Origin of the sequence: Phenylobacterium sp. J426 (assembly GCF_024699945.1) — a bacterium.
Lineage (GTDB): Bacteria > Pseudomonadota > Alphaproteobacteria > Caulobacterales > Caulobacteraceae > Phenylobacterium.
In genome coordinates this window covers 1324003-1350542 of sequence record NZ_JAJOMY010000001.1, presented here as the reverse complement: position 1 = coordinate 1350542, position 26540 = coordinate 1324003, and the positions used below count along the sequence as shown (strand labels likewise).

The following is a 26540-nucleotide window of genomic DNA, read 5'->3' as shown; positions in this document are numbered from 1 at the left end:
ACCACACGCCGCCGGACTCTCTCCTCCGGCGGCGTTCTCGCGGGAGCCGCCCGATGAGCGTCAAGTCCAAGATCGGAACCGCGCTGGTTCGCGCGCTGGCCGCGGAGCTGGCCGACGATCCCGCCAAAGGCCCGGCCAAGACCTTCGCCCAGGAGGCCGCGGCCGACGCCGCCGCCGACGAGCTGCCGGAACTCACCGCACCGGAACTGGCCCGCAACCTGGCCGGCTTCTGGCGCTTCGCCGAACGGCGCCGCGGGCGCGGGCCCCAGATGCGCATCGCGCCGGTCGAAGGCGAACGGGCGGGCGGCCTCGACCGGCTCGAGATCGTGCAGGACGACGCGCCGTTCCTCGTGGACAGCGTCATGGGCGAGATCGCCGACCAGGGCCTGTCGGTGCGCGCCCTGTTCCATCCCATCGTCAGCGTCCAGCGCGACCGCTCGGGCGTGCGCGGCGACACGGGCACACCGCGGCGGGAGTCCATGATCCAGGTGATCCTGGAGCCGATCGGCGCGGATCGCGAGCAGATGCTGCTGAAGGGCGTGGAGGCCACGCTGAAGGACGTCCGCGCGGCCGTCGACGACTTCCCGCACATGCTCGAGCTGATGGGCAAGACCCTGGCCGAGCTCGAGGCGTCGGGACGTGCGAGCGAGGCGGAGCTGGCGTTCCTGGCCTGGATGCACGCCGAGCACTTCGTGTTCCTGGGCGCCCGCGTCTACGAGTACCCGCGCCTGAAGTCGGGCGACTATGCCCCCGAGGAGCCGCTGTACCAGGCCAAGGATGGCCTGGGCGTCCTGCGCGACCCGGCGCGCACCGTGCTGCGCCGCGCCAACGAACCGGCGATCCTGATGGGTCAGGTGAAGGACCGCCTCGCCGTCGACCCGCCGGTGACGGTGGCCAAGTCGAACGTGAAGAGCCTCGTCCACCGGCGCGGCTACATGGATTACGTTGGGGTGAAGCGCTACGGCGCAGACGGCCGCCCGGTGGGCGAGGTCCGTTTCGTCGGCCTGTTCACCGCCGAGGCCTACGACCAGCCGGCCTCGGCCGTGCCGCTGATCCGCGAGAAGGTGGCCCGCGTGCTGGAACGCGCCGGCGCCGCCAAGGGCAGCCACAACGCCAAGCGGCTGAAGAACATCGTCGAGAACCATCCGCGCGACGAGCTCTTCCAGTCCAGCGAGGACCAGCTGCTGGAGCTGGCCCAGGGCATCCTGCACCTCTACGACCGCCCGCGGGTGCGGGTGTTCGAGCGGCGCGACCCGTTCGACCGTTTCGCCTCGGTGCTGCTGTACGTGCCGCGGGACCGGTACAACTCGGACATCCGCAAGCGGGCCGGCGAAATCCTCGCCGAGGCCTACGGCGGGCGCATCTCGGCCTTCTATCCGAGCTTCTCGGAGACGCCGCTGGCGCGCGTGCACTACATCGTGGGCTTCCCGCCCGGCGCCCACACCTGGCCCGACCTGCGGCAGGTCGAGGCGCGGATCGCCGAGGGCGCGCGCACCTGGGAAGACCGTTTCGAGGCGGCGATCCGCGCCAGCGGCCGCAGCCCGGAGGAGGTCGCCGAGACCGTCGCGGCCTATCGCGAGGCCTTCCCGGCCGGGTATCGCGACCGCTTCGACGCGACCGAGGCGCTGCTGGACGTGGCCGCGATCGAGGGCCTCGAGGAAGGCCAGCCGATCCGCGTGCGCGCCTACCGCACCACGGCGGACTCGACACTGCAATTCCGCTTCAAGCTTTACCGCTGCGGGGAGCCCGCGCACCTGGCCGACGTGCTGCCCATCCTGGAGAGCATGGGCCTGAAGGCGATCGCCGAGGCCGGCTTCCCGATCCTCCGCGAAGGCCGCGCGCCGATCTGGGTGCACGACTTCGAGATGGAGGATCCGCGCGGCGGCGCCCCTGGTGTTCGCGGAGGTGAAGGAAGCCTTCGAGGCCGCCGTGGTCGCCGTTTGGACCGGCCGCACCGAGAACGACGGCTTCAACCGCCTGGTGCTGGAGCTGTCTCTGCCGTGGCGCGACGCGGCCCTGATCCGGGCGCTGGCCCGCTATCGCCAGCAGTCGGGCCTGGATCCCAGCCAGCGGGTGCAGGAGCAGGCGCTGTCGAACCACCCGGGCGTGGCGCGGCTGATCCTCGACCTGTTCCGCATCCGCTTCGATCCGGCGATCAACGCCAGCGTGGCCGAGCGCAAGGCGCAGGGCGATGCGGTGATGGCCGAGATCGTCGAGGCGCTGCAGGACGTCCAGAGCCTGGACGACGACCGTGTGCTGCGCCGCCTCGCGCTGCTGGTGCAGGCGATCCAGCGGACCAACTTCTACCAGCCCGGCGCCGACGGGCAGCCGAAGCCGTACATCGCGTTCAAGGTGGCGAGCGGCGAGCTGGCGGACCTGCCGGCGCCGAAGCCGTACCGGGAGATCTTCGTCTGGTCGACCGTGGTCGAGGGCGTGCACCTGCGCTTCGGCCCGGTGGCGCGCGGCGGCCTGCGCTGGTCGGATCGCCGCGACGACTTCCGCACCGAGGTGCTGGGCCTGGTGAAGGCGCAGCAGGTGAAGAACGCGGTCATCGTGCCCGTCGGCTCCAAGGGCGGCTTCTATCCCAAACAGCTGCCGCTGGGCGGAACGCCGGACGTGGTCCGCGCCGAGGCCATCCGCGCCTACAAGATCTTCCTGTCGGGCCTGCTGGACGTCACCGACAACCTGACGCCCGAGGGCAAGGTGCAGCACCCGGCGGGTGTGGTCCCGCACGACGGGGACGATCCCTATCTGGTGGTCGCGGCCGACAAGGGCACGGCGACCTTCTCGGACATCGCCAACGGCGTGGCCGAGAGCTACGGCTTCTGGCTGGGGGACGCCTTCGCCTCCGGCGGGTCCGCGGGCTACGACCACAAGGTCATGGGCATCACGGCCCGGGGCGCCTGGGAGGCGGTGAAGCGGCACTTCCGCGAGCTCGGCAAGGACATCCAGTCCGAACCGTTCACGGTGGTGGGCTGCGGCGACATGTCGGGCGACGTGTTCGGCAACGGCATGCTGCTCAGCCGTCAGATCCGCCTGCAGGCCGCCTTCGACCACCGGCACATCTTCCTCGATCCGGACCCCGATCCGGCGACCAGCTACGCCGAGCGGGAGCGGATGTTCGCCCTGCCGCGCTCGTCGTGGGACGACTACGACAGGACGAAGATCAGCAAGGGCGGCGGCGTCTTCGCCCGCAGCCTGAAGGAGATCCCGCTGAGCGCCGAGGTGCGGGACATGCTGGGCGTCGCCGCCGAGACGCTTTCCCCGGCCGAGCTGATCAACGCGATCCTGAAGGCGCCGGCCGAGCTGCTCTACCTGGGCGGCATCGGCACCTATGTGAAGGCCCGGTCCGAAGCGAACGCCGAGGTCGGCGACAAGGCCAACGACGCCCTCCGCGTCAACGGCGCCGACCTGCGGGTGAAGGTGGTGGGCGAAGGGGCCAACCTTGGCCTGACCCAGGCAGGGCGCATCGAGTTCGCGCAGAACGGCGGCCGGGTGAACACCGACGCCATCGACAACTCGGCGGGGGTCGACAGCTCGGACCACGAGGTGAACATCAAGATCACCACGGGGATGCTGGAGCGGACCGGCGACCTCACGCGGAAGCGTCGTGACACGCTCCTGAAGTCGATGATCGACGACGTGGCGGCCCACGTGCTGGCGCACAACTACGACCAGACCCTGGCGCTCAGCCTGCTCGAGATGGACACGGTGGGCGAGCTCGAGCCGCACGCCCGGTTCATGAACGAACTGGAGAGCCGCGGCCGGCTCGACCGCGCCGTCGAGGGTCTGCCGGACAACCTGGCCGTCGCCGAGCGGCTGCAGGCGGGGCGCGGGCTGACCCGGCCCGAGCTCGCGGTTCTGCTGGCCTATGGCAAGCTGGAGCTGAAGCGGGAGATCGTCGCCAGCCGGGCGCCCGACGATCCCTGGTTCGAGACCCAGCTCGAGGGCTATTTCCCGAAGCCGTTGCGCAAGTGGAAGGACCCGATCCGCCGCCATCGGCTGCGCCGGGACATCATCGCCACCGTCGTCGCCAACGACATGGTCAACCGCTGCGGGCCGAGCTTCCCGTTCCGCATGATGTCGGCGGCCGGCTGCGACGTCGCCGCCCTGATGGCCGGCTACGAGGCCGCCAAGGTGGTGCTGGACTTCGAGGCCCGCTGGGACGCCGTCCAGGCGCTGGACCTGAAGATCCCCGCGCAGGCGCAGCTCGCCCTCTTCCGGCGGATGATCGCCTCGCTGCGCGGCGCGACGTTCTGGCTGGCCCGGCGGGCGACGCGGGAGGACCTCTCCGTGGCCGAACTGGTCGAGCGCTACGGACCCGGCTTCAAGAGCCTGGACCGGCTGACGCCCGACATCCTGCCGGCGGTGGAGCGCGCGGCGGTGGACGGAAGGGCCGCTCAGCTCGTCGAGGCCGGGGCGCCCGAGGAGATCGCCCGGACGGTGGCGGCGCTGTCGCCGCTCACCACCGCCGCCGACCTCGTGGACCTGGCCGAGGCGTCCAGCTGGCCGCTGCCGAGCGTGGCGCGCCTCTACTACGCTGCCGGCGAGGTGATGGCCTTCGATCGCCTCCGGGCGGCGGCGGGCGAGTTCCGGGCCGGCGACCTGTTCGAGCGGACGGCGCTGCGCCGGCTGATCGAGGACCTGCTCGCCGAGCAGGCGCAGCTGACGCGGGCGGTCATGACGTTCGCCGGCTCGGCGCAGGCCGGGGCGGACGAGCGGCACGCCCGTGACGCCGTCGCCTCCTGGGCGGCCCTGCGGAGCGAGCAGGTGCAGGCGGCGACGCGGACGATCGACGAGATCGAGGCGGCTGGCGGGGCGTGGAGCTTCGCCAAGCTGACGATCGCCAACGCCGCCCTGCGCGAGCTGGCGGCCGAGGCGGCGAGCGGCCGCAAGCGGCGGGGGTAGGAGGGCGGAGCAGGACGCCCCGCCCCGCTGCCTAGTGGCGGAACACGCGGACGCCGGTGAACACCATGGCGAGGCCGCGGTCATCGGCGGCGGCGATCACCTTGTCGTCGCCGATCGACCCGCCCGGCTGGATCACCGCCGTGCAGCCCGCATCGGCCGCCTGGATGAGACCGTCGGGGAACGGGAAGAAGGCCTCGGACGCGCAGGCCGAGCCGGTCAGGTCGAGACCGAAGTCGGCGGCGCGAAGGGCGGCGATGCGAGCTGAATCCTTGCGGTTCATCTGGCCGGCGCCGACGCCCAGCGTCTGGCCTTCGCGGGCGTAGACGATGGCGTTCGACTTCACGTGCTTGGCGACCGTGAAGGCGAAGAGCATGTCGCGGATCTCGGCCTCGGTAGGGCTGCGCTTCGTCACCACCTTCAGGTCGGCGGGCGTCAGGCGGGCGGTGTCGCGGTCCTGAAGCAGGAAGCCCCCGGACACCGACTTGAACGTCTCACCAGCCGCGGCCGGGTCGGGCAGGCCGTCGGTGACCAGCAGGCGGACGTTCTTCTTCTTGCGGAACAGCTCGACCGCGTCGTCGTCGGCGCCGGGCGCGATCACCACCTCCGTGAAGATCTCCAGAACCTTGGCGGCGGTGGCGGCGTCGAGGCGGCTGTTCAGGGCGACGATGCCGCCGAAGGCCGAGGTGGGGTCGCAGGCCAAGGCCCGTTCGTAGGCCTCCGCCAAGCTCCTGCCGGTCGCCACGCCGCAGGGATTGGCGTGCTTGATGATGGCGCAGGCGGGCCCGGCGTCAGCGAACTCGGCGATCAGCTCGAACGCCGCGTCGGTGTCGTTGATGTTGTTGTAGCTGAGCTCCTTGCCCTGCAGCTGCCGGGCCGTCGCGACACCCGTCCGCGGGTTCGGGAAGCGGTAGAAGGCCGCCGCCTGGTGCGGGTTCTCGCCATAGCGCATGGTCTGGACGAGTTCGCCGGAGATCGACTTCCGGGCGGGCGCGGCGTCGCCAAGCTCGGCGGCGAACCAGGCCGAGATGGCCGCATCATAGGCCGCCGTCCGGGCGTAGGCGCGTGCGGCCAGGCGCTTGCGCAGGTCGAGCGAGGTGGTCCCGTCGGCCGAGACCTCGGCGATCACCTCCTCCATGTCGGAGGGCTGGGTGCAGACCGCCACGTAGCCGTGGTTCTTGGCCGCCGAGCGGATCATCGCCGGACCGCCGATGTCGATGTTCTCGACCGCCGTCTCGTAGTCCGCCCCGGCCGCGACCGTCGCCTCGAAGGGGTAGAGATTCACATAGACGAGATCGATGGCGCCGATGCCGTGCTCGTCCATCGCCGCCTTGTGGTCGGCGGCGTCGCGCACGCCCAGCAGGCCGCCGTGGACGACAGGGTGCAAGGTCTTGACCCGGCCATCCATCATCTCGGGAAAGCCGGTCAGCTCGGAGATGTCCTTCACCGGGAGGCCCGCGTCGGAGATGGCCTTGCGGGTGCCGCCGGTGGAGACCAGCTCCACGCCCTTGGCGGAGAGCGCCTTGGCGAAGTCGACAAGGCCGGCCTTGTCCGACACGGACAGCAGGGCGCGGCGGACGGGGACGCGGTCGGGCGCGGGCGGGAAATCGGGGGCGGCGGGCACGGCGGACTCCTGGCTTCGATGGAAGGAAGAGCCCAGGCGAGCGGCGAGTCTATGGTCGGACGCGCTTCCCGGTGGTTTCCCACCTCATTCGCCAGTCACGCGTCGATGCGCTGCCGATTAGGCCTGCGCCTTGCCGGGGTCAACCTGGGCCGCCGCTGATGAGAGCTTCCATCGCACCCGGGCGCCCGCGTCGGCGCGGGCCTGGCCGCGCAGGACGATCTGCTGGGAGCGCCGCAGCTCGCCGTCCTGGCAGTAGAAGGAAGGCTCCAACGCCACGTCCAGGGCGTCGTTGCGCAGCCACCAGCCGGCCTCATCCCCTTCGGGCTTGAGCAACACGCTCTTGCGGTCGCGGGCGATCAGCGCGCTGACCTCGGGATGCAGGTGGAAGCGCACGGTGAAGGGGATGAAGCGGCGGTCCTGGCCCTTGGCGGCGTTCAGCGCGGTCAGCCGGTCCTCGCCGCGCACCTCGTCCTTGGCCTCGTCGAGGTACAGACGCCGCTCGTGGCGCAGGCCGAACGTCCGCGCCCAGCCGTCGTGGGCGGTCTCGAGCCAGACCGCGCCGGGCGCCTCGCGCCGCTGGGTCTCGACCAAGCCGCAGCCGCCGACCAGCCGCGGGCCCAGCACGCGGGCGGAGAAACCGCGCAGCGGTCCGCCGCAGGCCTGGTCCCCCAGCGAGGTGGTGGAGGCGGCGTCAGCGACCCGAAGCGCCTGCGGACCAGGGCCATCGGGCGACCAGCCGGCCCCCCACGATCAGCCTCCGGCCCCCGGCCACCGCTTCGAACGCCAGGGGCTGCCCGCAGGCCGCCGCGCTCCATGGGCCCTCCGCCGGTGACGCGGTGTCGATGATCAGCTGGAGCGCGCGACCCTCCAGGCGGTGGTAGCCGTTGCAGGCGGACGGCGCCGCCCGCCCGTCGGGCGCCTCGCCCGCGCCGGTGGCGGCGACATAGGGCGCCGCGAGCGCCTCGCCCCCTTGGAAGGCGGCGAGGCGTCCATCCGCGAGCGTGAAGAACCGCACAGCGCCCGCAAGTCGGTCGAGCGCGCGCGAAACCGCTTCGGGCGCAGCGCGGCCCATCTGGGTCAGGGCCTCGTCGAGGGTCAGCAGGTCGAACAGCAGCTCCAGCGCCTGCTGTGGACTACGGCTGGCGTGTCCGCCTTCCGGCGGCAGCGCGGCGTCGAGCGCCCTCTCGAGCCGGGCGAGCGCCGTCGCGAGCAGGCTCTCGGCTGCGCGGCCCGACAGCGCCGCGGCGCCCACGGCGGCGGCGCAGGCGCGTTCGGCGGCGCGACCTTGCCCGCCGCCCTGATCCAGCAAGGTGCGGACCTGCCGGGCGAGGCTGGCGGCGATGCGGGCCGTCTCGGCGTCGGAAGCGCCGGCGCAGAGGGTCCGCGCCGCACAGGCGAGGTTGAACACCCGGCGCTCCAGCGTCTCCGGTCCCCAGGCGAAGCTGTTCCAGGCCCCGAACACCCGCAGCCAGTCCAGGGTCAGGCGCAACCCCTCGGTGACGCCTTCGCCGCCAGTGGCCAACAGATCGCGCAGCCAGGCGAAGCGATGCAGCTGGACGGCGAAACGGCGGTCGGGGCTGGGCCGGTCCCAGGGATCGGCGCGCGGCCCGACAGCGAGCGTCGCGCCGGCGAGGACGAAGGCGCCGGCCAGGATGCGCTTGCCGGCGGCCGGGTCTGCGGGGCGCAGGTCGCGGGGCTGGACGCCGAGACCCTCCGGCCTGGGCGTGGCCCAGCGATAGACGGGGGACGCCTGCCATTCCTCGGCCAGGCGCCGCCCGGTCCAGACACCGGCGGCCAGGAGCGTGAGCGCGCCGGGCAGTCGGGTCAGGGCGTCCATGCGGGGATCAGCCCCGGAGTGCTGCGATGTTGGCGGCGTAGCGTTCGGGCCCGCCGCGGAACACGGCCGAGCCCGCCACCAGCGCCGTGGCGCCCGCGGAGAGGCACTGGGGCGCGGTCTCGGGCGTCACGCCGCCGTCGACCTCGAGAATGATATCGGCGCCCGCCGCGTCGATCATCCGGCGCAGGGCCTCGACCTTGCGGAGCTGGGAGGAGATGAAGCTCTGGCCGCCGAAGCCGGGGTTGACCGACATGACCAGCACCAGGTCGACGTCCTCCAGGATCCACTGGATCACCGCCGGATCGGTCGAGGGATTGAAGACCACCCCCGCCTTGGCGCCGAGCTCGCGGATGCGCCGCAGGGTCCGGTGCAGGTGCGGACCGGCCTCGGGATGGACGCTGATGATGTCGGCGCCGGCGGCTCGGAAGGCCTCGAGGTAGCTGTCCACCGGCGAGATCATCAGGTGGACGTCGAACGGCAGCTTGGAATGCGGGCGCAGGGCCTTCACCACGTCGGGCCCGATCGTGATGTTCGGCACGAAGTGGCCGTCCATCACGTCGACGTGCACCCAGTCGCAGCCCGCCGCCTCGATCGCGCGAACCTCCTCGCCCAGCTTCGAGAAGTCCGAAGCCAGGATGGAAGGTGCGATGATCGTGCCCGCCGCCATGCGCCCCGCCTTAATCTGATGCGGCCGAAGAGGCCAGAGCTACCTCCCCATCGCGGCGGCGATGGCGGACGTCAGTCGCTGCGGCGCAGGCGGGCGATGAAGAAGCCGTCGGTTCCGCCGTCACGGTGGTGAGGGAGGATGCGAAGCGTTCCGTTGTCGAGGCGGCTGGCCTCGGGGGCGCCGCCTTCGCCGGGGGCGACCGCATCCAGCGTGAACTCGGGCGAGCGCTTCAGGAAGGCGGCCACCTGGGCCTCGCCTTCTTCCGGCTCCAGCGAGCAGACGCAGTAGACGAGGCGACCGCCCGGCTTCACCCGGCGGCCGGCGGCGTCGAGCAGGCGCGACTGCAGGGCCGCCAGCTTGGGTATGTCGGCCGGGCTCGCCACCCACAGGACATCGGGATGGCGGCGGTAGGTGCCGGTGGCCGAGCACGGCGCGTCCAGCAGGACGGCGTCGAAGCGGCGGCGGTCGTTCCACTCCGCCGCATCGGCGGTGACCACCTCGGCGCCCAGACCGGTGCGCGCGAGGTTCTCCGTCACCCGCTTGAGGCGGCCGGCGGACTTGTCGACGGCGGTGACGCGGCCGCCGGCGGCGGCCAGCTGCAGCGTCTTGCCGCCAGGGGCGGCGCAGAGGTCGAGGGCGGTCTCGCCGGCCTTGACATCGAGCAGGCGTGCGGGGATCGCGGCCGAAGCGTCCTGGACCCACCAGCGGCCGTCGGAAAACCCGGGCCAGGCGGAGACCTCGCCCTTCAGGCCGGCGCGCAGCGTACCGCCCGGCAGGACCTGGGCCTCCAGCTCGCCCACAAGGTCGTCGACATCGCCCTGCGGGGTGATGTCGGTGGCCGGCTCAGCCGCGACGAGGGCCGCCATCTCGCGGGCCGCATCGGCGCCGAACGCCGAGCGCCAGCGGGCGGCAAGCCACTGGGGCGCCAGCAGCTCCGGATCGTCCAACGTCGGCGGCTCGCGCGTCAGGCCGCGCAGCACAGCGTTGACCAGGCCCTTGAACGGTTGGCCGCCCTTCTGCCGGGCGGCGAGCTCGACGGTCGCCGAGACGGCGGCGTGCGCGGGGGTCTTCAGCACCAGCAGCTGGGCGGCGCCCAGGCGGAGCACCTGGACGATGCGGTCCGGCGGCGGCTTCTTGAGCCGGGCCTGCAGGGCGGCGTCGATGGGGCCGAGGTGGCGCAGCGTCGCCATGGCCAGCGCCCGGGCGAACGCGCGGTCGCGGGGCTCCAGGCGGGCGAGGGCCGGATGGGTCAGGCCCTCCTCGAGCCCGGCGCGGCGCGACAGGGCGGCGTCCAGCAGGTCGAGGGCGGCGGCGCGCGCGGGCTGGCCCGCGGCGTGTTCGGGTCCGGTCGGGGCGTCGGTCGAGGTCACGGGCGCCGGCCTGCCTGCAACGGGCGGCCGGCGCAAGGACTTCTTCAGCCGGGCGTCAGGCCGCGGCAGGCCGGCGGCCGGCCATCAGCACGCAGACCCCCAGGAGGACGATCGACAGCAAGGCCAGCATTTCCCCCGGCCATCAGCACGGGCGCGACCGGCGGCTTGCCCTGGGTGATCAGGTAGACCATCGGCAGCATCAGCAGGTTGGCGAGATTGGCGACGGCGAAGACGATCCAGCCCAGCTTCTGCGGCGCATGCGCCCCGGCGACGCCGTAGAAGGCTCCCATGAGCGCGAGACCCGCCCACCCCAGCAGATTGATGTGGGCGTGCAGAGGCCGCATGGCGAAGTCCTGGGTCGCGCCCATGTAGCTGCCGAGCGCCATGCCGGCGAGCGCGTAGAGGACGGCGGCGGCGAAGAACGCCGTGGTCAGTCGAGACATTGTGGCTTCCCCCGAAGCTTGAGTGGGCGCGCGATAAACCCGCGTTCCGCGAGCGAGGCAAGCATGGATTCCGCGGTCCTGCGAGCCTAAATGGCCGGCATGGACGACATCCCCGCGAACGCCGCACCCGGCAAGGTTCTGACAGCCGCCGCCCAGCGGGCGCTCGCCGAGGCCGAAGCCCGCCGCAAGGAAGCCGAGGGGCAGCTTGCTCCGACGGCGCCGGAAGACGGCGGCCCGGCCGGTCCGGAGCCTACGCGCTTCGGAGACTGGGAGCGGAAGGGACTGGCGGTCGACTTCTAGGCGCTGGCCATCTCGGCCGCGACCCGCAGCGCCGCCTCCCGCGGATCGGCGGCGGCGGTGATCGGGCGGCCGCAGACGATATGGGAGGCGCCGGCCCGCAGCGCGTCCGAAGGGGTCGCCGCCCGGGCCTGATCGTTCTTCGCCGACCAGTCGGGGCGCACGCCCGGCGTCACCACCAGGAAATCCGGCCCACCGAGCTTGCGGGCGAGCGCCGCCTCGTGCGGGCTGGCGATCACGCCGTCACAGCCGGCGTCGATGGCCTGGCGGATGCGCCGCTCGACGAGGCTGCGGGCGCTCTCGGAGAAGCCCATCTCGACGAGGTCGGCGTCCGTGAGGCTGGTCAGCACCGTCACCGCCAGCACCTTCAGGTCCGAGCCGCCGCGACCGGCGACGGCGGCCGTCATCACCTGGGGCTCGCCGTGGACGGTGAGGAAGTCGCAGCCGGCGTTGGCCAGCACCGTGGCGGCGCGCTGCACCGTGGTCCCGATGTCGTGCAGCTTCCAGTCGAGGAAGACCTGCTTGCCCTGCGCCTTCAGCTCGCGGGCCAGACCCATGCCGTCCGAGGCGAACAGCTCCAGCCCGACCTTGTAGAAGCTGACCGCGTCTCCCAGCGCCTCAACCATCCGCCGGGCCTCGTCCACGGTGGGAAGGTCCAGCGGCACGATCAGGCGCGGATCGGCGGCGGGAGAGACGTGCGCATGCGCAGCTGCGGCGACCATGGGCTGGCTCCGGCAAAAGCCGCGGGGTGGTCCGCGGTCGAGGTTTCAGGCTAAGACGCCGTCATGAGCCAGGCCGAGTTCGCGGTCAACTTCTTCGTCGCCCTGTTCGCCCTGCTGGACCCGCTGGGCAACGTGCCGCTGTTCGCCGCCGCCACGGCCGGCGCGCTGTCGCGGGATCGCGCCCTGATCGCGGTCTACATCGGCCTGTTCGTCGTCGGCTTCCTGACGTTCTTCTATTTCACGGGCCTGAGCCTGCTGGAATTCTTCGGCATCTCACTGCCCGCGTTCCGGATCGCGGGCGGCATCATCCTGCTGCTCCTGGGCCTCGAAATGGCCCGCGACGACTTCACCGCCACCTTCGCCGATGCGGCCGAAGCGGCTTCGGGCGATCCGCGCAGCGTGGCGAGACGTCGGTTCGAACGGATGATCGTGCCGTTCGCCATGCCGCTGCTGATCGGCCCAGGCGCCATCTCGACCGTCGTGATCTATGCGAGCCAGGCCCGCCAGTTCGGGCTGTCGGGCGCGGCGACCGGCGTGGGCGTGATCGCCGCGGTGGCGGTGGCGACGGTGCTGGCCTTCATGGCCACGCCGATCATTTCGCGCATCCTGGGCCGGATCGGCCTGACCATCGTGGTCCGTGTCCTGGGCCTGATCCTGTGCGCTCTGGCGGTGCAGTTCCTGTTCGCCGGCCTGGCCGAGGCCACCAACGGCTTCATCTCGCCGGAAGCCGCCCACCCCTACGGGGAATAGCGCCGCCTAGAGCTTGCGGAAGCGCTGGCCCTGGCTGGCGATGAGCGCCAGGCCCCATTCGTCGGGCAGGGCCTTGGCGATGGCGGCGATGGCCTTGTTCGGGGCTCCCGGCACGCAGACCGCGCGACCGGCCTCCACCGCCTCGTAGCCGGCGGCGGCGACCTCGTCGGCCCCGAGCCACATCCATGGCGGCGTGGAGGCGCTGACCATCGCCCGCGTGCCGTTCACGTCATGGAATTCCGAAAACGTGAAGCCGGGGCAGAGCGCGGTGACGTGCACGCCGTCATCGAGGCTCTCCAGGTGCAGGCTCTGGGAGAACTTGATCAGCAGGCTCTTGGAGGCGGCGTACAGCGTGTGACCCGCCGCCCCGGGGATCAGGCCGGCCAGAGAGGCGACGTTGACGATGCGGCCGAAGCGGCGCTGGACCATGCCCGGCAGCACGCGGTGCGCAAGCTCGCAGGGGGCTGTGACCATCACCTGCAGGAAGGCGGCCTGGTCGGCCCAGCGGGTCTCGGCATAGGCCCCCGGCAGGCCGTAGCCGGCATTGTTGACCAGGGCGTCGACGGTGCGGCCGTGGGCGGTGAGGTGATCGAGGATCTGGCCGGGACCTTCCGGCTGGGCGAGGTCGGCTGCGACGGTCAGCGTCTCCACGCCGTAGCGCAGACGGATCTCCTCGGCGACGGACTCCAGCCGATCGGCGCGGCGGGCGGTGAGCGCCACGTCGTAGCCGTGGCTGGCGAGGATGCGCGCAAAGGCGGCGCCGATGCCGGCGGATGCGCCCGTGACCAGGGCCAGCCTGCGATCCATCGTCGGAAACCCCCTCGAACGCCCGCGCCAAGCAATACGTGCGCCGCGCGGCTGCGCAAGCCGCGCATTGAACGCCGCCCCTATTGGGTGTATCGCGCCCGCCGCGTGACGGCATGGGGCCGCCCAAGGGAACACTTCTCGGAGTCGGTTCCCGGAGACGATGGATGGCTGATCCGGCCGGCGCTCCCGAAAACGGAGCGGATGGGACGCATCACGCGCCCAAGGAGAAGTTCTGGGCGCTGGCGCTCGGCTCGGTGGGCGTCGTCTTCGGCGACATCGGCACGAGCCCGCTCTACGCCATGCGCGAGGCGCTGCACCATTCGCGGAGCGGCGGAACGGCCGAGCTCGCGGTGCTGGGCGTCGTCTCGCTGATCACCTGGGCGCTGATCCTGATCGTCACGATCAAGTACGTCATCTTCCTGATGAACGCCGACAACAAGGGCGAGGGCGGCACGCTCGCGCTCATGGCGCTGGCCCAGCGGGTCAGCCCCGGACGCCGGTCGACCATCATCTTCCTGCTGGGCGTATTCGGCGCGGCGCTGTTCTACGCCGACGGCATCATCACTCCGGCGGTCTCGGTGCTGGGCTCGATGGAAGGGATGAAGGAGCTGCCCGGCTTCGGGCCGAGGCTCGCGCCTCTCGTCCTGCCGGCCACGGCGGCCATCCTGATCGGGCTGTTCCTGGTGCAGTCCCGCGGCACGGCCAGCGTCGCCAAGCTGTTCGGCCCCGTCACGGCGGCCTGGTTCCTGGTGCTGGCGGCGCTCGGCCTCTACCACATCTCGGACGACCTCTCGGTGTTCAGGGGCCTCCTGCCACACTACGGCGTGCTGTTCCTGATCGACAACGGCTTCCTGGGCTTCGTCATCCTGGGCAGCGTCTTCCTGGCCGTGACCGGAGCCGAGGCGCTGTACGCCGACATGGGGCACTTCGGGAAAGGCCCGATCCGCGCCGCCTGGGTCGTGCTGGTGCTGCCTGCGCTGATCCTCAACTACCTGGGCCAGGGCGCCATGGTGCTGGCTCACCCGGAAACGGCGGCCAACCCGTTCTTCGACATGATCCCGACGGTCGTCTACTGGCCGGTCTGGCTGCTTTCGATCGCCGCGACCGTCATCGCCTCGCAGGCGGTGATCACCGGGGCCTTTTCGATGACCCAGCAGGCCGTGTCGCTGGGGCTGTTCCCGCGGATCGACATCCGCCGCACGTCGGAAACGCAGGCCGGCCAGATCTATGTGCCGCAGGTGAACATGTTCCTGATGGTCGGCGTGCTGGTGCTGCTGGTGATGTTCCGCACCTCGTCGAACCTCGCCGCGGCCTACGGCATCGCGGTGACGGGCGCGATGTTCGTCGACACCCTGCTGTTCTTCTACATCGTCCGCTACATGTGGAAGCGGCCGGTCTGGCAGGCGGCGCTGGCCACCGCCGCCTTCGGCCTGCTGGACGTGGTGTTCATCTCCTCGAACCTGCTGAAGATCCCCCAGGGCGCCTGGCTGCCGCTGGTGCTGGGGGCGGCGCTGGTGCTGATGATCTGGACCTGGACCCGGGGCGCGCAGATCCTCACCGACAAGACCCGGCGCGACAGCGTCTCGATGAGCGAGCTGGCCGACATCCTCAAGGCGCGGGCCCCGCATCGGGCGCCGGGCACGGCGATCTTCCTGACGTCCGATCCCGACACCGCGCCTGTCGCGCTGATGCACAACCTCAAGCACAACAAGGTTCTGCACGAGAAGAACATCATCCTCACCGTGCAGACGGCGGAGACGCCGCGGGTGAAGGAGGCCGAGCGCATCCGCATCGAGCCTCTGAACGAGGACTTCAAGAAGGTGATCATCACCTATGGCTTCATGGAGAGCCCCAACGTGCCCAAGGCGCTGGGACTGTGCCGCAAGGCCGGGCTGAAGTTCGACATCATGGCCACCAGCTTCTTCCTCGGCCGCCGATCGGTGGTGCCGTCGGCCCAATCGGGCATGCCGCTGTGGCAGGACAAGCTGTTCATCTTCCTGATGAAGAACGCCGCCAATCCGACCGACTTCTACAAGATCCCGCCAGGACGGGTGGTGGAGCTCGGCACCCAGGTGACGGTCTGACGTGTCGCTGAACCTGCTCTCCATCCTGGGCGACGCCATGTGGATCGTGGCCATGGCCATGATCGCCTCGGGCGCACAGCGCTTCTGGAAAAAGCTGACGCCGGCGGCCCGGCCGCCGCTGCCGTGGGGCCTGAGCCGCCGCCGGGCCGGGCGCGCGCTGGCCGTGGGTCTGGCCGTAGCGGTCCCGCTGGTGCTGGGACTGGCGCTCTCGGCGGCCGCCCGCAACCCGCAGCTCGCCCCCGACCGGCAGCTGCTGCTGTTCCTGTTCCGCGCCTTCCTCGCGCCGCTGTTCGTGCTGGCGCACTATGCCTGGATGCGCGCCGCCGCGCGGGCGCTCGAGGCGGACGGGCAACTCCGGCCTTGAACCAGCGGCGCGCCTGCCCTTAAAGGCGCGCGACTTCCCACTTCTCTTTTCGCAAAGGTCCGCCGCCCATGGCCGACAAGAAGCCCGTCAAGAAGGTCGTGCTCGCCTACTCCGGCGGCCTGGACACCTCGATCATCCTGAAGTGGCTGCAGACCGAGTACGGCGCGGAGGTCGTGACCTTCACCGCGGACCTGGGGCAGGGCGAGGAGCTGGGTCCGGCCCGCGAGAAGGCGCTGATGCTGGGGATCAAGCCCGAGAACATCTTCATCGACGACCTGCGCGAGGAGTTCGTGCGGGATTTCGTCTTCCCGATGTTCCGCGCCAACACGGTCTACGAAGGCCAGTATCTGCTGGGCACCTCGATCGCCCGGCCGCTGATCGCCAAGCGCCAGATCGAAATCGCGCGCCAGGTCGGCGCGGACGCCGTCTGCCACGGGGCCACCGGCAAGGGGAACGACCAGGTCCGCTTCGAACTCGGCTACTACGCGCTCGAGCCCGACATCCGGGTGATCGCGCCGTGGCGGGAATGGGAGTTCCGCAGCCGCGAGTCGCTCATCGACTTCGCCGAGAAGCACCAGATCCCGATCAGCAAGGACAAGCGCGGCGAGAGCCCGTTCAGCGTCGACGCCAACCTGCTGCACTCGTCGTCGGAAGGTAAGGTGCTGGAGGACCCGGCGGTCGAGGCCCCCGAGTTCGTGCACATGCGCACGATCTCGCCCGAGGATGCGCCGGACAAGCCGACCGTCATCACCATCGACTTCGAGAAGGGCGACCCTGTCGCCATCGATGGCGAGAAGCTGTCGCCGGCCGCCCTGCTGGCCCGCCTGAACGAACTGGGCCACGACAACGGCATCGGGCGTCTCGACCTGGTGGAAAACCGCTTCGTGGGCATGAAGTCGCGCGGCGTCTACGAGACCCCTGGCGGGACGATCCTGCTGGCCGCCCACCGCGGCATCGAGAGCATCACGCTGGACCGGGGCGCCATGCACCTCAAGGACGAGCTGATGCCGAAGTACGCCGGCCTGATCTACAACGGGTTCTGGTTCTCGGCCGAGCGCGAGATGCTGCAGGCGGCCATCGACAAGAGCCAGGAGCCGGTGGCGGGTCAGGTCCGGGTGAAGCTCTACAAGGGCAACGTCACCGTGGTCGGCCGCACCTCGCCTTACTCGCTCTACGATCAGGAGCTGGTGACCTTCGAGGAAGGCGCCGTCGCCTATGACCATCGGGACGCAGAGGGATTCATCAAGCTGAACGCCCTGCGCCTGCGGGTGATGGCCAACCGCGACCGGCGCCGGGGGCAGCCGCTGCCCGAGATCCCGGACGGCGAGCACTACACCGGCTAGTTCTCGATCTTGTTGTAGGGATAGTTGTCGCGGATCTCGGCCTGGAAGAACCGGCCCTTGGAGTCGGCTTCCAGAAACGAGCGGTGCACCTCGCCGGGCACGCCGACATAGACGTACTGCTCGCCGCTCTGGAACCGGACCAGCAGCTTGGAACGCTCGACGTCGTAGTCGATGTCCTGGATCGCCGCGGATTCCACCTGCATCGCCGTGTCCTCCGGCCCGTCTGACGGCGGATAAACGCGCGGTCGGGCCGCCGGGGTTCCGCCGCCCTTCCCCTCCGCGCGATCCGGCGCCAAGCTTGGCCGTACGAGATCGGGAGGATCCACCGGATGCAGAGCCATGCCTACGTCGCCATCGTCACGCTGCTGGCGGTGCTGACCTACGTCTGGATGGGGCTGCAGGTGGCCGGCGCCCGTCGCAAGTGCGGCATCCAGGCGCCCGCCATGACCGGAGACCCGGTGTTGGAGCGGACGATCCGGGCCCATGTGAACACCCTGGAGTGGCTGCCCGTCTTCCTGCCGTCGCTGTGGCTGTTCGCCCTCTACTGGAGCGACCTGTGGGCCGCGGTGCTGGGGCTGATCTGGATCGTCGGGCGCATCGCCTATCAGGTGGGCTACGTCCGCGACCCGGCCAAGCGCGAGCTGGGTTTCCTGATCCAGGCTCTGGCGGCGGCGGTGCTGCTGTTCGGGGCGCTGGGCCGCGCCGTCTGGGTGATCGTGCTGACGCAGACCTGAGCGCCGGACGCACGACACATCCGCCGGGGCAAATGATCGCGCCCGCAACCACAATTGCGGCTGCGGGTTTGGGCCTTTACACCTGTCCCCTGAGGGACTTCCGAGTTCGAGACATAAAATGTCGAAGAGATCAGCCGCTTTCGCCGTCGGTCTGGCTTTGGCGGCCGGCCTGGCCGCCTGTGCGACGCCGACGCCATACCAGCCGAATATTCCGGGCCAGCAGACGTCCGGGGGTTATTCCGAGCTCCGACTGGAGCAGAACCGCTTCCGCGTGAACTTCCAGGGCAACACCCTCACCTCGCGTGAGACGGTGGAAGGCTATCTGCTGTTCCGCGCCGCCGAGCTGACGGTCCAGCAGGGCTACGACTGGTTCTCCATCGTGGACCGCAACACCGACCGCCAGACCCGCACCTATGTGGAGCCGGATCCGTTCTACCGCCCGTGGTACGGCCCGACCTACGGCTACTGGCGGCCGTCCTGGCGCTACTACGGCCGCGGCTATGGCTGGCGCACCTGGGATCCCTTCTGGGGCGACCCCTTCTGGGCCAACCGCGTCGATGTCCGCACCGTCGACCGTTTCGAGGCCACCGCCGAGGTGGTGATGGGCCGTGGCGCCAAGCCGATCGACGATCCGCGGGCCTTCGACGCCCGCGCCGTGATCGACAACCTTCGCCCGCGGATCCAGTACCCGGCCCCGCGCTAGAGCCGGCGTACGGTGAACTTGTAGCCCCCCGACGGCGACGCCGGGGGGCTTTCCGCGTCCGGTCCCAGCGCGTAAGGCCGGGACATGAAGCTCTATTCCTCCAGCGCCTCCCCCTATGCCCGCAAGGTGGCCGTCTGCGCCCACGAAGCCGGCCTCGCCGACCGCATCGAGATCGTCTCCGTCACTGTGAGTCCGGTCGGCTCCAACGCCGAGGTGAGCGGCGCCAACCCGCTGACCAAGGTTCCGACCCTTGTGCTGGACGACGGCGCGGGCCTCTTCGACAGCCGCGTGATCGTCGAATACCTGGACCATATCTCGGGGGGCGTCTGATCCCCGGCGGCGACGCGCGGTGGCCGGCGCTGCGCGACCAGGCCGCCGCCGACGGCCTGCTGGATGCGGCCCTGCTGGCCCGTTACGAGCGCGCGCTACGACCCGAGCCGCTGCGCTGGGCGGACTGGGACGCCGGCCAGATCGGCAAGATCGAACGCACGCTCGACGCCTTCGAAGCCGCCTTCCAGCCCAGCGGCGGACGGCCACAGGTCGGCGACATCGCCGTCCGCCTGCGCCCTCTCCTACCTCGACTTCCGGTTCGGCGATCTCGGTTGGCGCTCCGGCCGGCCGCGGCTCGCGGCGTTCGCCGACACCTTCAACGCCCGGCCCTCGATGGTGGCGACCGTTCCGGCCTAGCCCCGCCGACGCGGCGCCCCCGCCAGGCAAAGCGTTGCGAAGCTTATAAGTTTCATATGGTTGTCTCGCCGCGCGGCGCTGACATGTTCCCGGCCACCGACAACGAGCCGGGGGCCCGATGCCATACGATCCGAGTTCAGCCGAGGGACGAACTCGAGGCGGGGACCGCGCAGCCGGCCCCACGAAGCGCGATCCTGCGGTCGGACGTGGAGGCGGCGCCGGTCGCCACGGCGTCGGCCTGGCACGACGATCCCTCCTCGATCGACTACGCACGCCTGCTTGCCGATCGCCCGGACGTCCTGAAGGCGTTCTACGAGGCGTATCACGGCTCAGGCAACGACCCGAAATCCACCGCGTGGCAGGCGCGGGTCGGCGAGGCCACGCCCGAAGCCTACGCCAGATACTGGTACGCCGAGCACGGCCGGTACGAAGGTTACGCCCAAGGGCCGACCACCGCCCAGGACAACGTCTCGCTCGAGCGGATCCTGCAGGAGCGGCCGGACGTCCTGCGCGCCTACTACGAAGCCTATTACGGCGCGGACAACGACCGGCAGTCGACCGCCTGGATGAAGCGGGTCGGCGGAGACGGTCCGGAGGCCTACGCCAAGTACTGGTACGAGAAGTACGGACGCTGGGAGGGCTATGCCCAGACCGACAAGGCCGCCGCCGAGGCGATCAATGTCGAGCGACTTCTTGCCGAGCGCCCCGACGTCTTCCGAACCTTCTTCGAGCAGTTCTACGGGCCGGAGAACGACCGCAAGTCGAGCGCCTGGGTTGAGCGCGTGGGCGGCGACACCGTCCAGGACTACGCCAAGTACTGGTACGTGGCCCACGGGCGCGCCGAAGGCTACACCCAGCGCGCGCCCTCCGGCTCCGAGCCGACGCCGGGCGGGCTGCCGCCGGACGCCCACGATCCTGCGGAGGATCCCTGGAACCACCCCGCGCTGTTTCCCGACTGGACGCCGCCCTTCGAAGGGTGGGAGCCGCCGCCGGACATCTGGCACGGGGGCGCCGACGCCGCGGTCACTCAGCCCTCAGGTTCGCTGTTCGAGCCGGACCCGTTCGGGTAAGGGGGCGCTCAGACCGGCGCCAACGGCCGCAGCGCCACGTAATCGTCGAAGCGGGCCAGTTCGCGGCGCAGCTCCGCGTGGGCCTCCGGCGTGCGCAGCGACGGGGACAGCGCCAGCGCCTGATCAATGGCCGCGGGGAGATCGTCCGGCGTCCGGGCTTCGATCCAGCGGCGAAGCGGCAGGCTGAAGCGGGTCAGAGGCGCCTCGTCGTCGGGCGCCACCGGCAGCACGACGGGGATCCCGGCGGCCATCGCCTCAAGGTTCGCGCGGGCGCCGGTCTCGGGATAGCTCGAGAGGTAGACGTCGATGTCGCGCTCGACGAGCGCGCGCCCGAGGCTCGGCACGACGCCGGCGAAGACGTAGCGTTGCGGATCGACGCCGGCCGCCTCCAGCGCGGACCGGATGTCCTGCCGCATGGCCTCGTCCGCCGTGCCGATGTGGATCAGTTCGGCCGCGGGGCGGCGCAGCGCCGCGGCGGCGTAGTCGCGCCACGCATGGCCGCGCCGGCCGGCATACTTGTGCGGACTGCCGCAGGTGGCGAGCCGCAGGACCTTGCCCGGGGCGCGCTCCGACGCCGCATCTGCAGCAGCCGGCGCGGCCTGGCCGGCGTATTCCGCGGCCAATCCCGCCGCGCGGCAGGCCTGATGGCAGGTGAAGGTGAGGTCGACGTGCCGGGCGAACGGCAGGGTCGCGCCCAGCGCCGGGACGTGGTCGGCGTGATGCAGGAACTCGGTGACCGCCCGGAAGGGCCAGGCCCCGGCCACGGCCACGACGTCGGTCGGGTGGCTCATCAGGATGATCCGGGTGGGCCGGAGCGCCAGCAGCAGGCGGTAGAGCTCAAGGATACGCTCGGTGAGCGTGGCGCTGCTCAGCACCAGAGACGCGCGCTCCTGCAGCTGTTCGGTGCGGTGGGGGCCTCCCAGCAGCTTGCGGTAGGAGAGCTCGCCCTCATCGGTCGCCGTGAAGATCACCGTCACCGCGTCAGGCCCGAGGCGCCGCGCCACGTCGAACGCCACCTGGCTGTGACCGCCGGTCCGGTAGAAGCGGGTCGCCAGGATCACCACCTGCGCGTTTGACCGCTCGCCGGGCACGTCGGGCAGGCTGAGGCCACGGGTGATGGTCGGGATGAGGTCGTCCAGCCCCTTCAGATACAGTTTCTGGCCATAAACCCCCGGCTCACGAAACCCCTGGCGCAGGTCGGTCAGCTTGCGCAGCGCCGCTTCGAAGGCGTCGAAGTCGGGGGCGTCGGCGATCTCGCGCTCAAGCTCGGGCAGGTCCAGGATGTGGTTCAAGAAAAGACGCCGCCTCCCCGCGCCATCTCTAGCGTATGGATGAAGCACAACGCAAAAGGCCGCCGTTTCCGGCGGCCTTCGTGTTCGCTTTCCCGAAGGAAAATGGAGCGGGCGAGGCGATTCGAACGCCCGACCCCAACCTTGGCAAGGTTGTGCTCTACCCCTGAGCTACGCCCGCGCTCCGCGGAGGTCGTTTGACCGGCCTCCAATTGCGAGGCGGGCCTTATGGCAGAGGGCTTTTCGGTTGGCAAGCGCCCGGAAAGGGGAAATTTCTCAGCCGAATTTGGGGCTCTTCAGGCGGCGCTTGTTGACGTGTCCCTCAGGCGCGGGCGCGACCTCTTCGGGGAACTCGCCCTTGAAGTAGTACCGCTGCCAGGCCTCCTTGGTGGCCTCCGGATCGCCGCGGAAGATCTTCTGGTTGAACTCCGAGCGGTGCTTTTCCCAGACGTCGTACTGGTGGCGAAGCTCATGATTGGAATCCAGCCGGCGGATCACCGGCTGGATTTCGTGCAGCGGATGGTCCTGGATCAGCGTGATGAAGCAGAAGGGCTCGCCCTTCTCGAAGCGCACCTTGCCCGGCCGGGTGAAGATCCAGTTCATCGTGAAGGGGAACGGAAGCCAGTCGGTCTCCACCACGCCCGCGAGGGGCTGGATGCCGTCCTTGATGTGGTTGGGGGGCCCATGACCATCATCGACCAGCCGGGGGGCGTGCGGAACAGATAGCCCGAGTGGAAGGTCAGCACGCCGTGGCTGAAGTGGCTGGAGGCCAGGTGGTGGAAGTCCGGATGCGGGTGGTCCGCCGTCAGCCGGATGTCCTGCTGGTGGATGCCGCCAGTCCACTCGGCGGTGAAGCCCACCGGCGATAGCAGCTCCCAGCCGGACGTGTTGGCCATCGACAGCGGCAGGCAGCGATAGGGATGCCGGGCCGAGAAGTTGTCCATCCAGGCGCGGTCCGGCCGGCCGGGGACCAGCTCGGGCGGGCGCAGGGAGACGGGATAGCACTCGAGTTCCATGGCCCCGACCCTTAAAGCCCCCCTCGCCTTCCCGTCCAGTTCGGGTATGCAGCCGGCATGAAGGGACGCGACGACCTGCTCCAGTTCTTCGCCGCGCACGGCGTCGAGCACATCACCCACGATCATCCGGCCGTCTTCCGCGTGGAGGAGGGCGAGGAGATCAAGGCGCGGATCCCGGGCGCCCACACCAAGAACCTCTTCCTGAAGGACGCCAAGGACCAGTTGTGGCTGGTCTCCGCAGAGGGCCATGCGGTGATCGACCTGAAGCGCCTGCACCACGTGATCGGCTCGGCGCGGCTGTCGTTCGGCAACTCGGCGTTGATGGAGGAGACGCTCGGCGTCACGCCGGGCTCGGTCACCGCCTTTGGCCTGATCAACGACCGGGACCGCCGCGTGCGCTTCGTCCTGGACCGCACCCTGGCCGAGGCGGAGCTGGTCAACTTCCACCCCCTGACGAATACCGCGACGACCACGGTCAGCAACCAAGCCTTCCGCCGCTTCCTGACGGCGATCGGCGTCGAGCCGATGGTTGTGGACTTCGAGGCCATGGCCGTGGTGGAGATGGCGCCGGCGCGTTGAAGCCGCGCGGTGCTGCGACCATCTTTGCCGCAAGGCGTTTGTGCAGACGAAATTTGAGCGAGGGAATTCGGGCGATGACCCTGATCGGGGAAACCTCCGGCGGTACGAGCGGCGTGAACGCCGCCGACCTCATCAAGGACGGGACCGACGCGAGCTTCGTCGCGGACGTCATCGAGGCGTCGAAGACCACGCCCGTGATCGTCGACTTCTGGGCGACCTGGTGCGGCCCGTGCCGACAGCTCGGTCCCGCGCTCGAGAAGGCGGTGGCCGGCGCGAAGGGCGCGGTGAAGCTGGTCAAGATCGACATCGACAAGAACCCGGCGTTCGCCGGCCAGCTGCGCGTGCAGTCGATCCCGGCGGTGTTCGCCTTTGTCGACGGCCGGCCTGTGGACGGCTTCATGGGCGCCCTTCCCGACAGCCAGGTGAAGCAGTTCGTCGATCGCCTCGCCAAGCAGGGCGGCGGCTCGCCCATCGACCAGCTCCTCGGCATGGCCAAGGAATCGCTGGAGCTCGGTGACCTGGGCGGCGCGGCCCAGGCCTATGCCCAGGTGCTGCAGGCGGAGCCGGAGAACCTCAAGGCCCTGGGCGGCCTGGCCCGGCTGTACCAGCAGGCCGGCGACCTGGAGCGAGCCCAGGAGATCCTGGCCATGGCTCCGGAAGGCGCCAAGGATCCGGACCTGGACGGCGTCCGGGCCGCCCTGGCCATTGCGGACGAGGCGCCTTCGGAGACCGCCGAGTTCGAGCAGCGGCTGGCCACGAACGCCGACGACCACGAGGCCCGGTTCGAACTGGCGAAGGCCTTGGCCGGCGCGGGCCGCATGGACGAGGCCGTGGACGAGCTGATCGAGATCGTCCGCCGCGACCGCGCCTGGAACGACGACGCGGCCCGCAAGCAGCTGCTGACCATCTTCGAGGCCGCCGGACCCATGTCCGACGTGGCCAAACAGGGCCGGCGCAAGCTTTCGGCGTTGCTGTTCAGCTAGGCGGAGGCGGCCGATGGCGCCCTACCGGAAGATCTCGGACCTGCCGCAGGTGATCCCGGTGTTCCCGCTCGACGGGGCGCTGCTGCTGCCCGGCGGCGACCTGCCCCTGCAGATCTTCGAGCCCCGCTACCTGAACATGGTGGACGACGCCATGGCCGGCGACCGCATGATCGGGATGATTCAGACCCGCCCCGGCGGCGACCGCACCCGGCCGATCCTCACCGACGTGGGCTGCGCGGGCCGGATCACCAGCTATGCTGAGACCTCGGACGGGCGCTACCTGATCACGCTGACGGGGGTCTGCCGGTTCGACGCCGGCGAGGAGCTGATCCTGCGCACGCCCTACCGCCAGCTGCGGGCCAGGTACGACCGCTTCGAGGCCGACCTCTCCCGCGACGCCGAATACGATGCGCCCACGGAGGCGCGCAACCGGTTCGCCACCGCCCTGAAGCGCTACCTGAACCGGCGCGAGCTCGACATCGACTGGGAAACGGCCAGCACCGCGCCGCTGGAGGCGCTGGTGAACAGCCTCTGCATGGGGCTGCCGTTCGAGCCAGCCGAGAAGCAGGCGCTGCTGGAGGCTCCAGACCTGACGGGACGCTTCGAGACGCTCACCGCCCTGCTGGAGATCGACGCCAGCGAGCCGGATGACGACGCCCAGCCGCTGCAGTAGAGGGACGGCATGGAAGACGCCCTGCCCCCGCTCCAGATCGAGGTCGAGATCGACCCGCGCCTGCTCGAGATCCTGGTCTGCCCGGTCACCCGTGGCCCGCTGGAGTACGATCGCGAGAAGGGCGAGCTGATCAGCCGCCAGGCGAGGCTCGCCTATCCGATCCGCGACGGCGTGCCGATCATGCTGCCCGAGGAAGCCCGAGAGATCGCGGACTAGGGGCTAAAGCGTCTCGCCGCGGAGCAGGCGGGGCAGGTCGCCGACCGCGCCGCCGGCCTCGTGCATGAAGAAGCGCCGGGCGGGGCCCACGCGGTTCACCGCCGCCATGCCGAGGCCGCGCACAAGCCGCACGGCCGGATTGTCGTTCGAGAACAGCCGCACGAAGGCGTCCATCCCGGCCGACAGGGTGACCGTGTCAAACCGGCGCCAGGCGGCGTAGCGCTCCAGCACCACCTCCGAGCCGATGTCCTCGCCAAGCCGCGCGGCGTCGACCAGCACCTCGGCAAGCGCAGCGGCGCCCTTCAGGCCAAGGTTCAGCCCCTGGCCGGCGATCGGGTGGACGCCGTGGGCCGCGTCCCCCAGCAGCGCGACGCGCGGCCCCGCGAACCGCTCGGCCAGCTGCAGCGACAGCGGGTAGGTGAACACCGGCCCCTCGACGGTCACGCCGCCCAGGAACTCGCCGAAGCGCCGCTCCAGATGGGCCTGGAATACCTCTGGCCTGGCGCTCTTCAGCGCCTCGCCGCGGGCGGTGCTCTCGGTCCAGACCAGACTCGCGCGGTTGTCGGTAAGAGGCAGGATGGCGAACGGTCCGCCGGGCAGGAAGTACTCGTGCGCCACGCCCTCGTGCGGGCGGTCCATGCGGACCGTGGCCACGACGCCGGTCTGAGCATAGGGCCAGCCGATCACGCCGATGCCGGCCGCCTCGCGGACCACGGATCCGCGGCCTTCGGCGCCCACCACCAGCGGCGCGGCGAGAACGCGGCCGTCGGCCAGGGTCACCTCGCCGGACCGGCCGGTGAAGCGGCAGCCGGCCACCCGGGCCGGGGCCAGCACCTCAATGCCTTCGGCCTGGACGGCGGCGGCAAGGGCGGCGCGGATGCGGCGGTTCTCCAGCAGGTAGCCCAGCGGCTCGCCCTCGGAACGATCGGCGATCTCGTCGGAATCGAACCGGAGGAAGTACGGCGTCTGGGCGCCGGCGGCCGCGCCCGGCGTCCGCCCATCGGTGACCAGGATCTGCTCGATACGCTGGGCGTGCGGGTCGAGGGCGTCGGCCAGGCCCAGAGCGCGCCACTGGCGGTAGGCGGCATAGGCGATGGCCGAGGCGCGGCCGTCGAACGTCGGCGCGAGCTGGGCGTCGAACGCCACAGGATCCACCAGCAAGGGCCTCAGGCCGCCGCGATGCAGGGCGACGGCGAGGGTCGCCCCCGCCATCCCGGCGCCAGCGATGATGACGTCGGCCGAGAACGTGTCCGCAGGTCCGCTCATGCGTCGACCGTTACGCCACGGCGAGGCGCGCCGCCAGACGCACGTGAAAAATGGACGCCTGCGTCCATTTTTACCTTGTACGCTGCAGAACCGCAGCCTATCTGAATCCTG

24 protein-coding genes, 1 tRNA gene, 2 pseudogenes and 1 riboswitch are annotated in these 26540 nt (G+C 70.6%); of the genes and pseudogenes, 14 read left to right on the top strand and 13 right to left on the bottom strand.

Going from position 1 to position 26540, the window contains the following annotated elements; translation table 11 throughout:
* Positions 1 to 53: 53 nt before the first annotated feature.
* Positions 54 to 4908: pseudogene (locus tag LRS10_RS24995) on the top strand (NAD-glutamate dehydrogenase).
* A gap of 31 nt (positions 4909 to 4939) precedes the next feature.
* On the opposite strand, the gene purH reads toward LRS10_RS24995, so the two are convergent.
* The 6 genes from purH to LRS10_RS07050 all read right to left on the bottom strand — a co-directional run bounded on the left by purH (position 4940) and on the right by LRS10_RS07050 (position 10846).
* Entirely contained in the window at positions 4940 to 6529 is a 1590-nt protein-coding gene (gene purH, locus LRS10_RS07075) for a bifunctional phosphoribosylaminoimidazolecarboxamide formyltransferase/IMP cyclohydrolase (protein ID WP_257836635.1), read from the bottom strand.
* Between the two features lie 23 nt (positions 6530 to 6552).
* Positions 6553 to 6638: riboswitch (ZMP/ZTP riboswitch) on the bottom strand.
* A gap of 8 nt (positions 6639 to 6646) precedes the next feature.
* Positions 6647 to 7174: a heparinase II/III family protein gene (locus LRS10_RS07070; protein WP_374570933.1), complete on the bottom strand. Its 528-nt coding sequence runs from the start codon at positions 7172 to 7174 to the stop codon at positions 6647 to 6649.
* 46 nt (positions 7175 to 7220) lie between these two features.
* On the bottom strand, positions 7221 to 8366 hold the full coding sequence (locus LRS10_RS07065; RefSeq protein WP_257836633.1) for a heparinase II/III family protein: 1146 nt from the start codon (positions 8364 to 8366) through the stop codon (positions 7221 to 7223).
* A 7-nt stretch (positions 8367 to 8373) separates the two neighbouring features.
* Positions 8374 to 9033, bottom strand: a complete 660-nt coding sequence (gene rpe / locus LRS10_RS07060; RefSeq protein ID WP_257836632.1) for a ribulose-phosphate 3-epimerase — start codon at positions 9031 to 9033, stop codon at positions 8374 to 8376.
* Between the two features lie 71 nt (positions 9034 to 9104).
* Positions 9105 to 10403 carry an RsmB/NOP family class I SAM-dependent RNA methyltransferase gene (locus tag LRS10_RS07055; RefSeq protein WP_257836631.1) on the bottom strand — a complete coding sequence of 433 codons (1299 nt, stop codon included), beginning with the start codon at positions 10401 to 10403 and terminating at the stop codon, positions 9105 to 9107.
* Positions 10404 to 10447: 44 nt separating this feature from the next.
* Positions 10448 to 10846 (bottom strand): hypothetical protein, encoded by a 399-nt coding sequence (locus LRS10_RS07050; protein WP_257836630.1) that lies wholly within the window; start codon positions 10844 to 10846, stop codon positions 10448 to 10450.
* 90 nt (positions 10847 to 10936) lie between these two features.
* Between LRS10_RS07050 and LRS10_RS07045 the strand changes: the two genes are divergently transcribed.
* Positions 10937 to 11146, top strand: a complete 210-nt coding sequence (locus LRS10_RS07045; RefSeq protein WP_257836629.1) for a DUF1674 domain-containing protein — start codon at positions 10937 to 10939, stop codon at positions 11144 to 11146.
* On the opposite strand, the gene pyrF is transcribed toward LRS10_RS07045, so the two are convergent.
* A complete protein-coding gene (pyrF, locus tag LRS10_RS07040; RefSeq protein ID WP_257836628.1) occupies positions 11143 to 11865 on the bottom strand; it encodes an orotidine-5'-phosphate decarboxylase in 723 nt (240 codons plus the stop codon). The two genes, LRS10_RS07045 and pyrF, sit on opposite strands and share 4 nt — an antisense overlap.
* 63 nt (positions 11866 to 11928) lie before the next feature.
* Here pyrF and LRS10_RS07035 point away from each other — a divergent pair, with 63 nt between their 5' ends.
* On the top strand, positions 11929 to 12615 hold the full coding sequence (locus tag LRS10_RS07035; protein WP_257836627.1) for a MarC family protein: 687 nt from the start codon (positions 11929 to 11931) through the stop codon (positions 12613 to 12615).
* Between the two features lie 6 nt (positions 12616 to 12621).
* Here LRS10_RS07035 and LRS10_RS07030 read toward each other — a convergent pair whose 3' ends face one another.
* Positions 12622 to 13422 carry an SDR family oxidoreductase gene (locus LRS10_RS07030; protein ID WP_257836626.1) on the bottom strand — a complete coding sequence of 267 codons (801 nt, stop codon included), beginning with the start codon at positions 13420 to 13422 and terminating at the stop codon, positions 12622 to 12624.
* Between the two features lie 164 nt (positions 13423 to 13586).
* On the opposite strand from LRS10_RS07030, the gene LRS10_RS07025 reads away from it, so the two are divergent.
* The 3 genes from LRS10_RS07025 to LRS10_RS07015 all read left to right on the top strand — a co-directional run bounded on the left by LRS10_RS07025 (position 13587) and on the right by LRS10_RS07015 (position 17213).
* Positions 13587 to 15506 carry a potassium transporter Kup gene (locus LRS10_RS07025; protein ID WP_257836625.1) on the top strand — a complete coding sequence of 640 codons (1920 nt, stop codon included), beginning with the start codon at positions 13587 to 13589 and terminating at the stop codon, positions 15504 to 15506.
* Between the two features lies 1 nt (position 15507).
* Complete coding sequence (locus LRS10_RS07020; protein WP_257836624.1) at positions 15508 to 15870, top strand: hypothetical protein; 363 nt, start codon at positions 15508 to 15510, stop codon at positions 15868 to 15870.
* Positions 15871 to 15938: 68 nt separating this feature from the next.
* Positions 15939 to 17213, top strand: a complete 1275-nt coding sequence (locus tag LRS10_RS07015; RefSeq protein ID WP_257836623.1) for an argininosuccinate synthase — start codon at positions 15939 to 15941, stop codon at positions 17211 to 17213.
* On the opposite strand, the gene LRS10_RS07010 is transcribed toward LRS10_RS07015, so the two are convergent.
* Complete coding sequence (locus LRS10_RS07010) at positions 17210 to 17416, bottom strand: KTSC domain-containing protein (protein WP_257836622.1); 207 nt, start codon at positions 17414 to 17416, stop codon at positions 17210 to 17212. The two genes, LRS10_RS07015 and LRS10_RS07010, sit on opposite strands and share 4 nt — an antisense overlap.
* A 126-nt stretch (positions 17417 to 17542) precedes the next feature.
* Here LRS10_RS07010 and LRS10_RS07005 point away from each other — a divergent pair, with 126 nt between their 5' ends.
* From LRS10_RS07005 to LRS10_RS06990, 4 genes are all read left to right on the top strand, one after another.
* The gene (locus tag LRS10_RS07005; RefSeq protein WP_257836621.1) at positions 17543 to 17947 is read left to right on the top strand and encodes an MAPEG family protein; all 405 of its coding nucleotides are present in this window, start codon (positions 17543 to 17545) and stop codon (positions 17945 to 17947) included.
* 118 nt (positions 17948 to 18065) lie between these two features.
* Complete coding sequence (locus LRS10_RS07000) at positions 18066 to 18650, top strand: hypothetical protein (protein WP_257836620.1); 585 nt, start codon at positions 18066 to 18068, stop codon at positions 18648 to 18650.
* A gap of 84 nt (positions 18651 to 18734) precedes the next feature.
* A complete protein-coding gene (locus LRS10_RS06995; protein WP_257836619.1) occupies positions 18735 to 18980 on the top strand; it encodes a glutathione S-transferase N-terminal domain-containing protein in 246 nt (81 codons plus the stop codon).
* 440 nt (positions 18981 to 19420) lie between these two features.
* Entirely contained in the window at positions 19421 to 20407 is a 987-nt protein-coding gene (locus tag LRS10_RS06990; protein WP_257836618.1) for a hypothetical protein, read from the top strand.
* An 8-nt stretch (positions 20408 to 20415) separates the two neighbouring features.
* Here the strand turns inward: LRS10_RS06990 and LRS10_RS06985 are convergent, their stop codons facing one another.
* From LRS10_RS06985 to LRS10_RS06975, 3 genes and pseudogenes are all read right to left on the bottom strand, one after another.
* On the bottom strand, positions 20416 to 21699 hold the full coding sequence (locus tag LRS10_RS06985) for a hypothetical protein (protein ID WP_257836617.1): 1284 nt from the start codon (positions 21697 to 21699) through the stop codon (positions 20416 to 20418).
* 103 nt (positions 21700 to 21802) lie between these two features.
* Positions 21803 to 21877: transfer RNA gene (locus LRS10_RS06980), tRNA-Gly, on the bottom strand.
* 95 nt (positions 21878 to 21972) lie between these two features.
* Positions 21973 to 22712: pseudogene (locus LRS10_RS06975) on the bottom strand (DUF6065 family protein).
* 57 nt (positions 22713 to 22769) lie between these two features.
* Between LRS10_RS06975 and LRS10_RS06970 the strand changes: the two are divergent.
* The 4 genes from LRS10_RS06970 (at position 22770) to LRS10_RS06955 (ending at position 25163) form a co-directional block, all read left to right on the top strand.
* Positions 22770 to 23291: a prolyl-tRNA synthetase associated domain-containing protein gene (locus tag LRS10_RS06970; protein WP_257836616.1), complete on the top strand. Its 522-nt coding sequence runs from the start codon at positions 22770 to 22772 to the stop codon at positions 23289 to 23291.
* Positions 23292 to 23365: 74 nt separating this feature from the next.
* Positions 23366 to 24274 carry a co-chaperone YbbN gene (locus LRS10_RS06965; RefSeq protein WP_257836615.1) on the top strand — a complete coding sequence of 303 codons (909 nt, stop codon included), beginning with the start codon at positions 23366 to 23368 and terminating at the stop codon, positions 24272 to 24274.
* Positions 24275 to 24287: 13 nt separating this feature from the next.
* Positions 24288 to 24947, top strand: coding sequence for an LON peptidase substrate-binding domain-containing protein (locus LRS10_RS06960; RefSeq protein ID WP_257836614.1), 660 nt, complete (start codon positions 24288 to 24290; stop codon positions 24945 to 24947).
* A 9-nt stretch (positions 24948 to 24956) separates the two neighbouring features.
* Complete coding sequence (locus tag LRS10_RS06955) at positions 24957 to 25163, top strand: Trm112 family protein (RefSeq protein ID WP_257836613.1); 207 nt, start codon at positions 24957 to 24959, stop codon at positions 25161 to 25163.
* A gap of 3 nt (positions 25164 to 25166) precedes the next feature.
* On the opposite strand, the gene LRS10_RS06950 is transcribed toward LRS10_RS06955, so the two are convergent.
* Positions 25167 to 26429 carry a UbiH/UbiF/VisC/COQ6 family ubiquinone biosynthesis hydroxylase gene (locus tag LRS10_RS06950; protein WP_257836612.1) on the bottom strand — a complete coding sequence of 421 codons (1263 nt, stop codon included), beginning with the start codon at positions 26427 to 26429 and terminating at the stop codon, positions 25167 to 25169.
* Positions 26430 to 26540 lie beyond the last annotated feature (111 nt).

Coding starts and splice junctions, on each gene's coding strand:
- LRS10_RS06950 (WP_257836612.1), bottom strand. CDS start 26,429: ATGAGCGGACCTGCGGACACGTTCTCGGCCGACGTCATCATCGCTGGC.
- LRS10_RS06955 (WP_257836613.1), top strand. CDS start 24,957: ATGGAAGACGCCCTGCCCCCGCTCCAGATCGAGGTCGAGATCGACCCG.
- LRS10_RS06995 (WP_257836619.1), top strand. CDS start 18,735: ATGAAGCTCTATTCCTCCAGCGCCTCCCCCTATGCCCGCAAGGTGGCC.
- LRS10_RS07025 (WP_257836625.1), top strand. CDS start 13,587: ATGGCTGATCCGGCCGGCGCTCCCGAAAACGGAGCGGATGGGACGCAT.
- LRS10_RS06965 (WP_257836615.1), top strand. CDS start 23,366: ATGACCCTGATCGGGGAAACCTCCGGCGGTACGAGCGGCGTGAACGCC.
- LRS10_RS07045 (WP_257836629.1), top strand. CDS start 10,937: ATGGCCGGCATGGACGACATCCCCGCGAACGCCGCACCCGGCAAGGTT.
- LRS10_RS06960 (WP_257836614.1), top strand. CDS start 24,288: ATGGCGCCCTACCGGAAGATCTCGGACCTGCCGCAGGTGATCCCGGTG.
- LRS10_RS06970 (WP_257836616.1), top strand. CDS start 22,770: ATGAAGGGACGCGACGACCTGCTCCAGTTCTTCGCCGCGCACGGCGTC.
- LRS10_RS07010 (WP_257836622.1), bottom strand. CDS start 17,416: ATGCAGGTGGAATCCGCGGCGATCCAGGACATCGACTACGACGTCGAG.
- LRS10_RS07065 (WP_257836633.1), bottom strand. CDS start 8,366: ATGGACGCCCTGACCCGACTGCCCGGCGCGCTCACGCTCCTGGCCGCC.
- LRS10_RS07050 (WP_257836630.1), bottom strand. CDS start 10,846: ATGTCTCGACTGACCACGGCGTTCTTCGCCGCCGCCGTCCTCTACGCG.
- LRS10_RS07005 (WP_257836621.1), top strand. CDS start 17,543: ATGCAGAGCCATGCCTACGTCGCCATCGTCACGCTGCTGGCGGTGCTG.
- LRS10_RS07030 (WP_257836626.1), bottom strand. CDS start 13,422: ATGGATCGCAGGCTGGCCCTGGTCACGGGCGCATCCGCCGGCATCGGC.
- rpe (WP_257836632.1), bottom strand. CDS start 9,033: ATGGCGGCGGGCACGATCATCGCACCTTCCATCCTGGCTTCGGACTTC.
- LRS10_RS07015 (WP_257836623.1), top strand. CDS start 15,939: ATGGCCGACAAGAAGCCCGTCAAGAAGGTCGTGCTCGCCTACTCCGGC.
- LRS10_RS07000 (WP_257836620.1), top strand. CDS start 18,066: ATGTCGAAGAGATCAGCCGCTTTCGCCGTCGGTCTGGCTTTGGCGGCC.
- LRS10_RS07035 (WP_257836627.1), top strand. CDS start 11,929: ATGAGCCAGGCCGAGTTCGCGGTCAACTTCTTCGTCGCCCTGTTCGCC.
- pyrF (WP_257836628.1), bottom strand. CDS start 11,865: ATGGTCGCCGCAGCTGCGCATGCGCACGTCTCTCCCGCCGCCGATCCG.
- LRS10_RS06990 (WP_257836618.1), top strand. CDS start 19,421: ATGTTCCCGGCCACCGACAACGAGCCGGGGGCCCGATGCCATACGATC.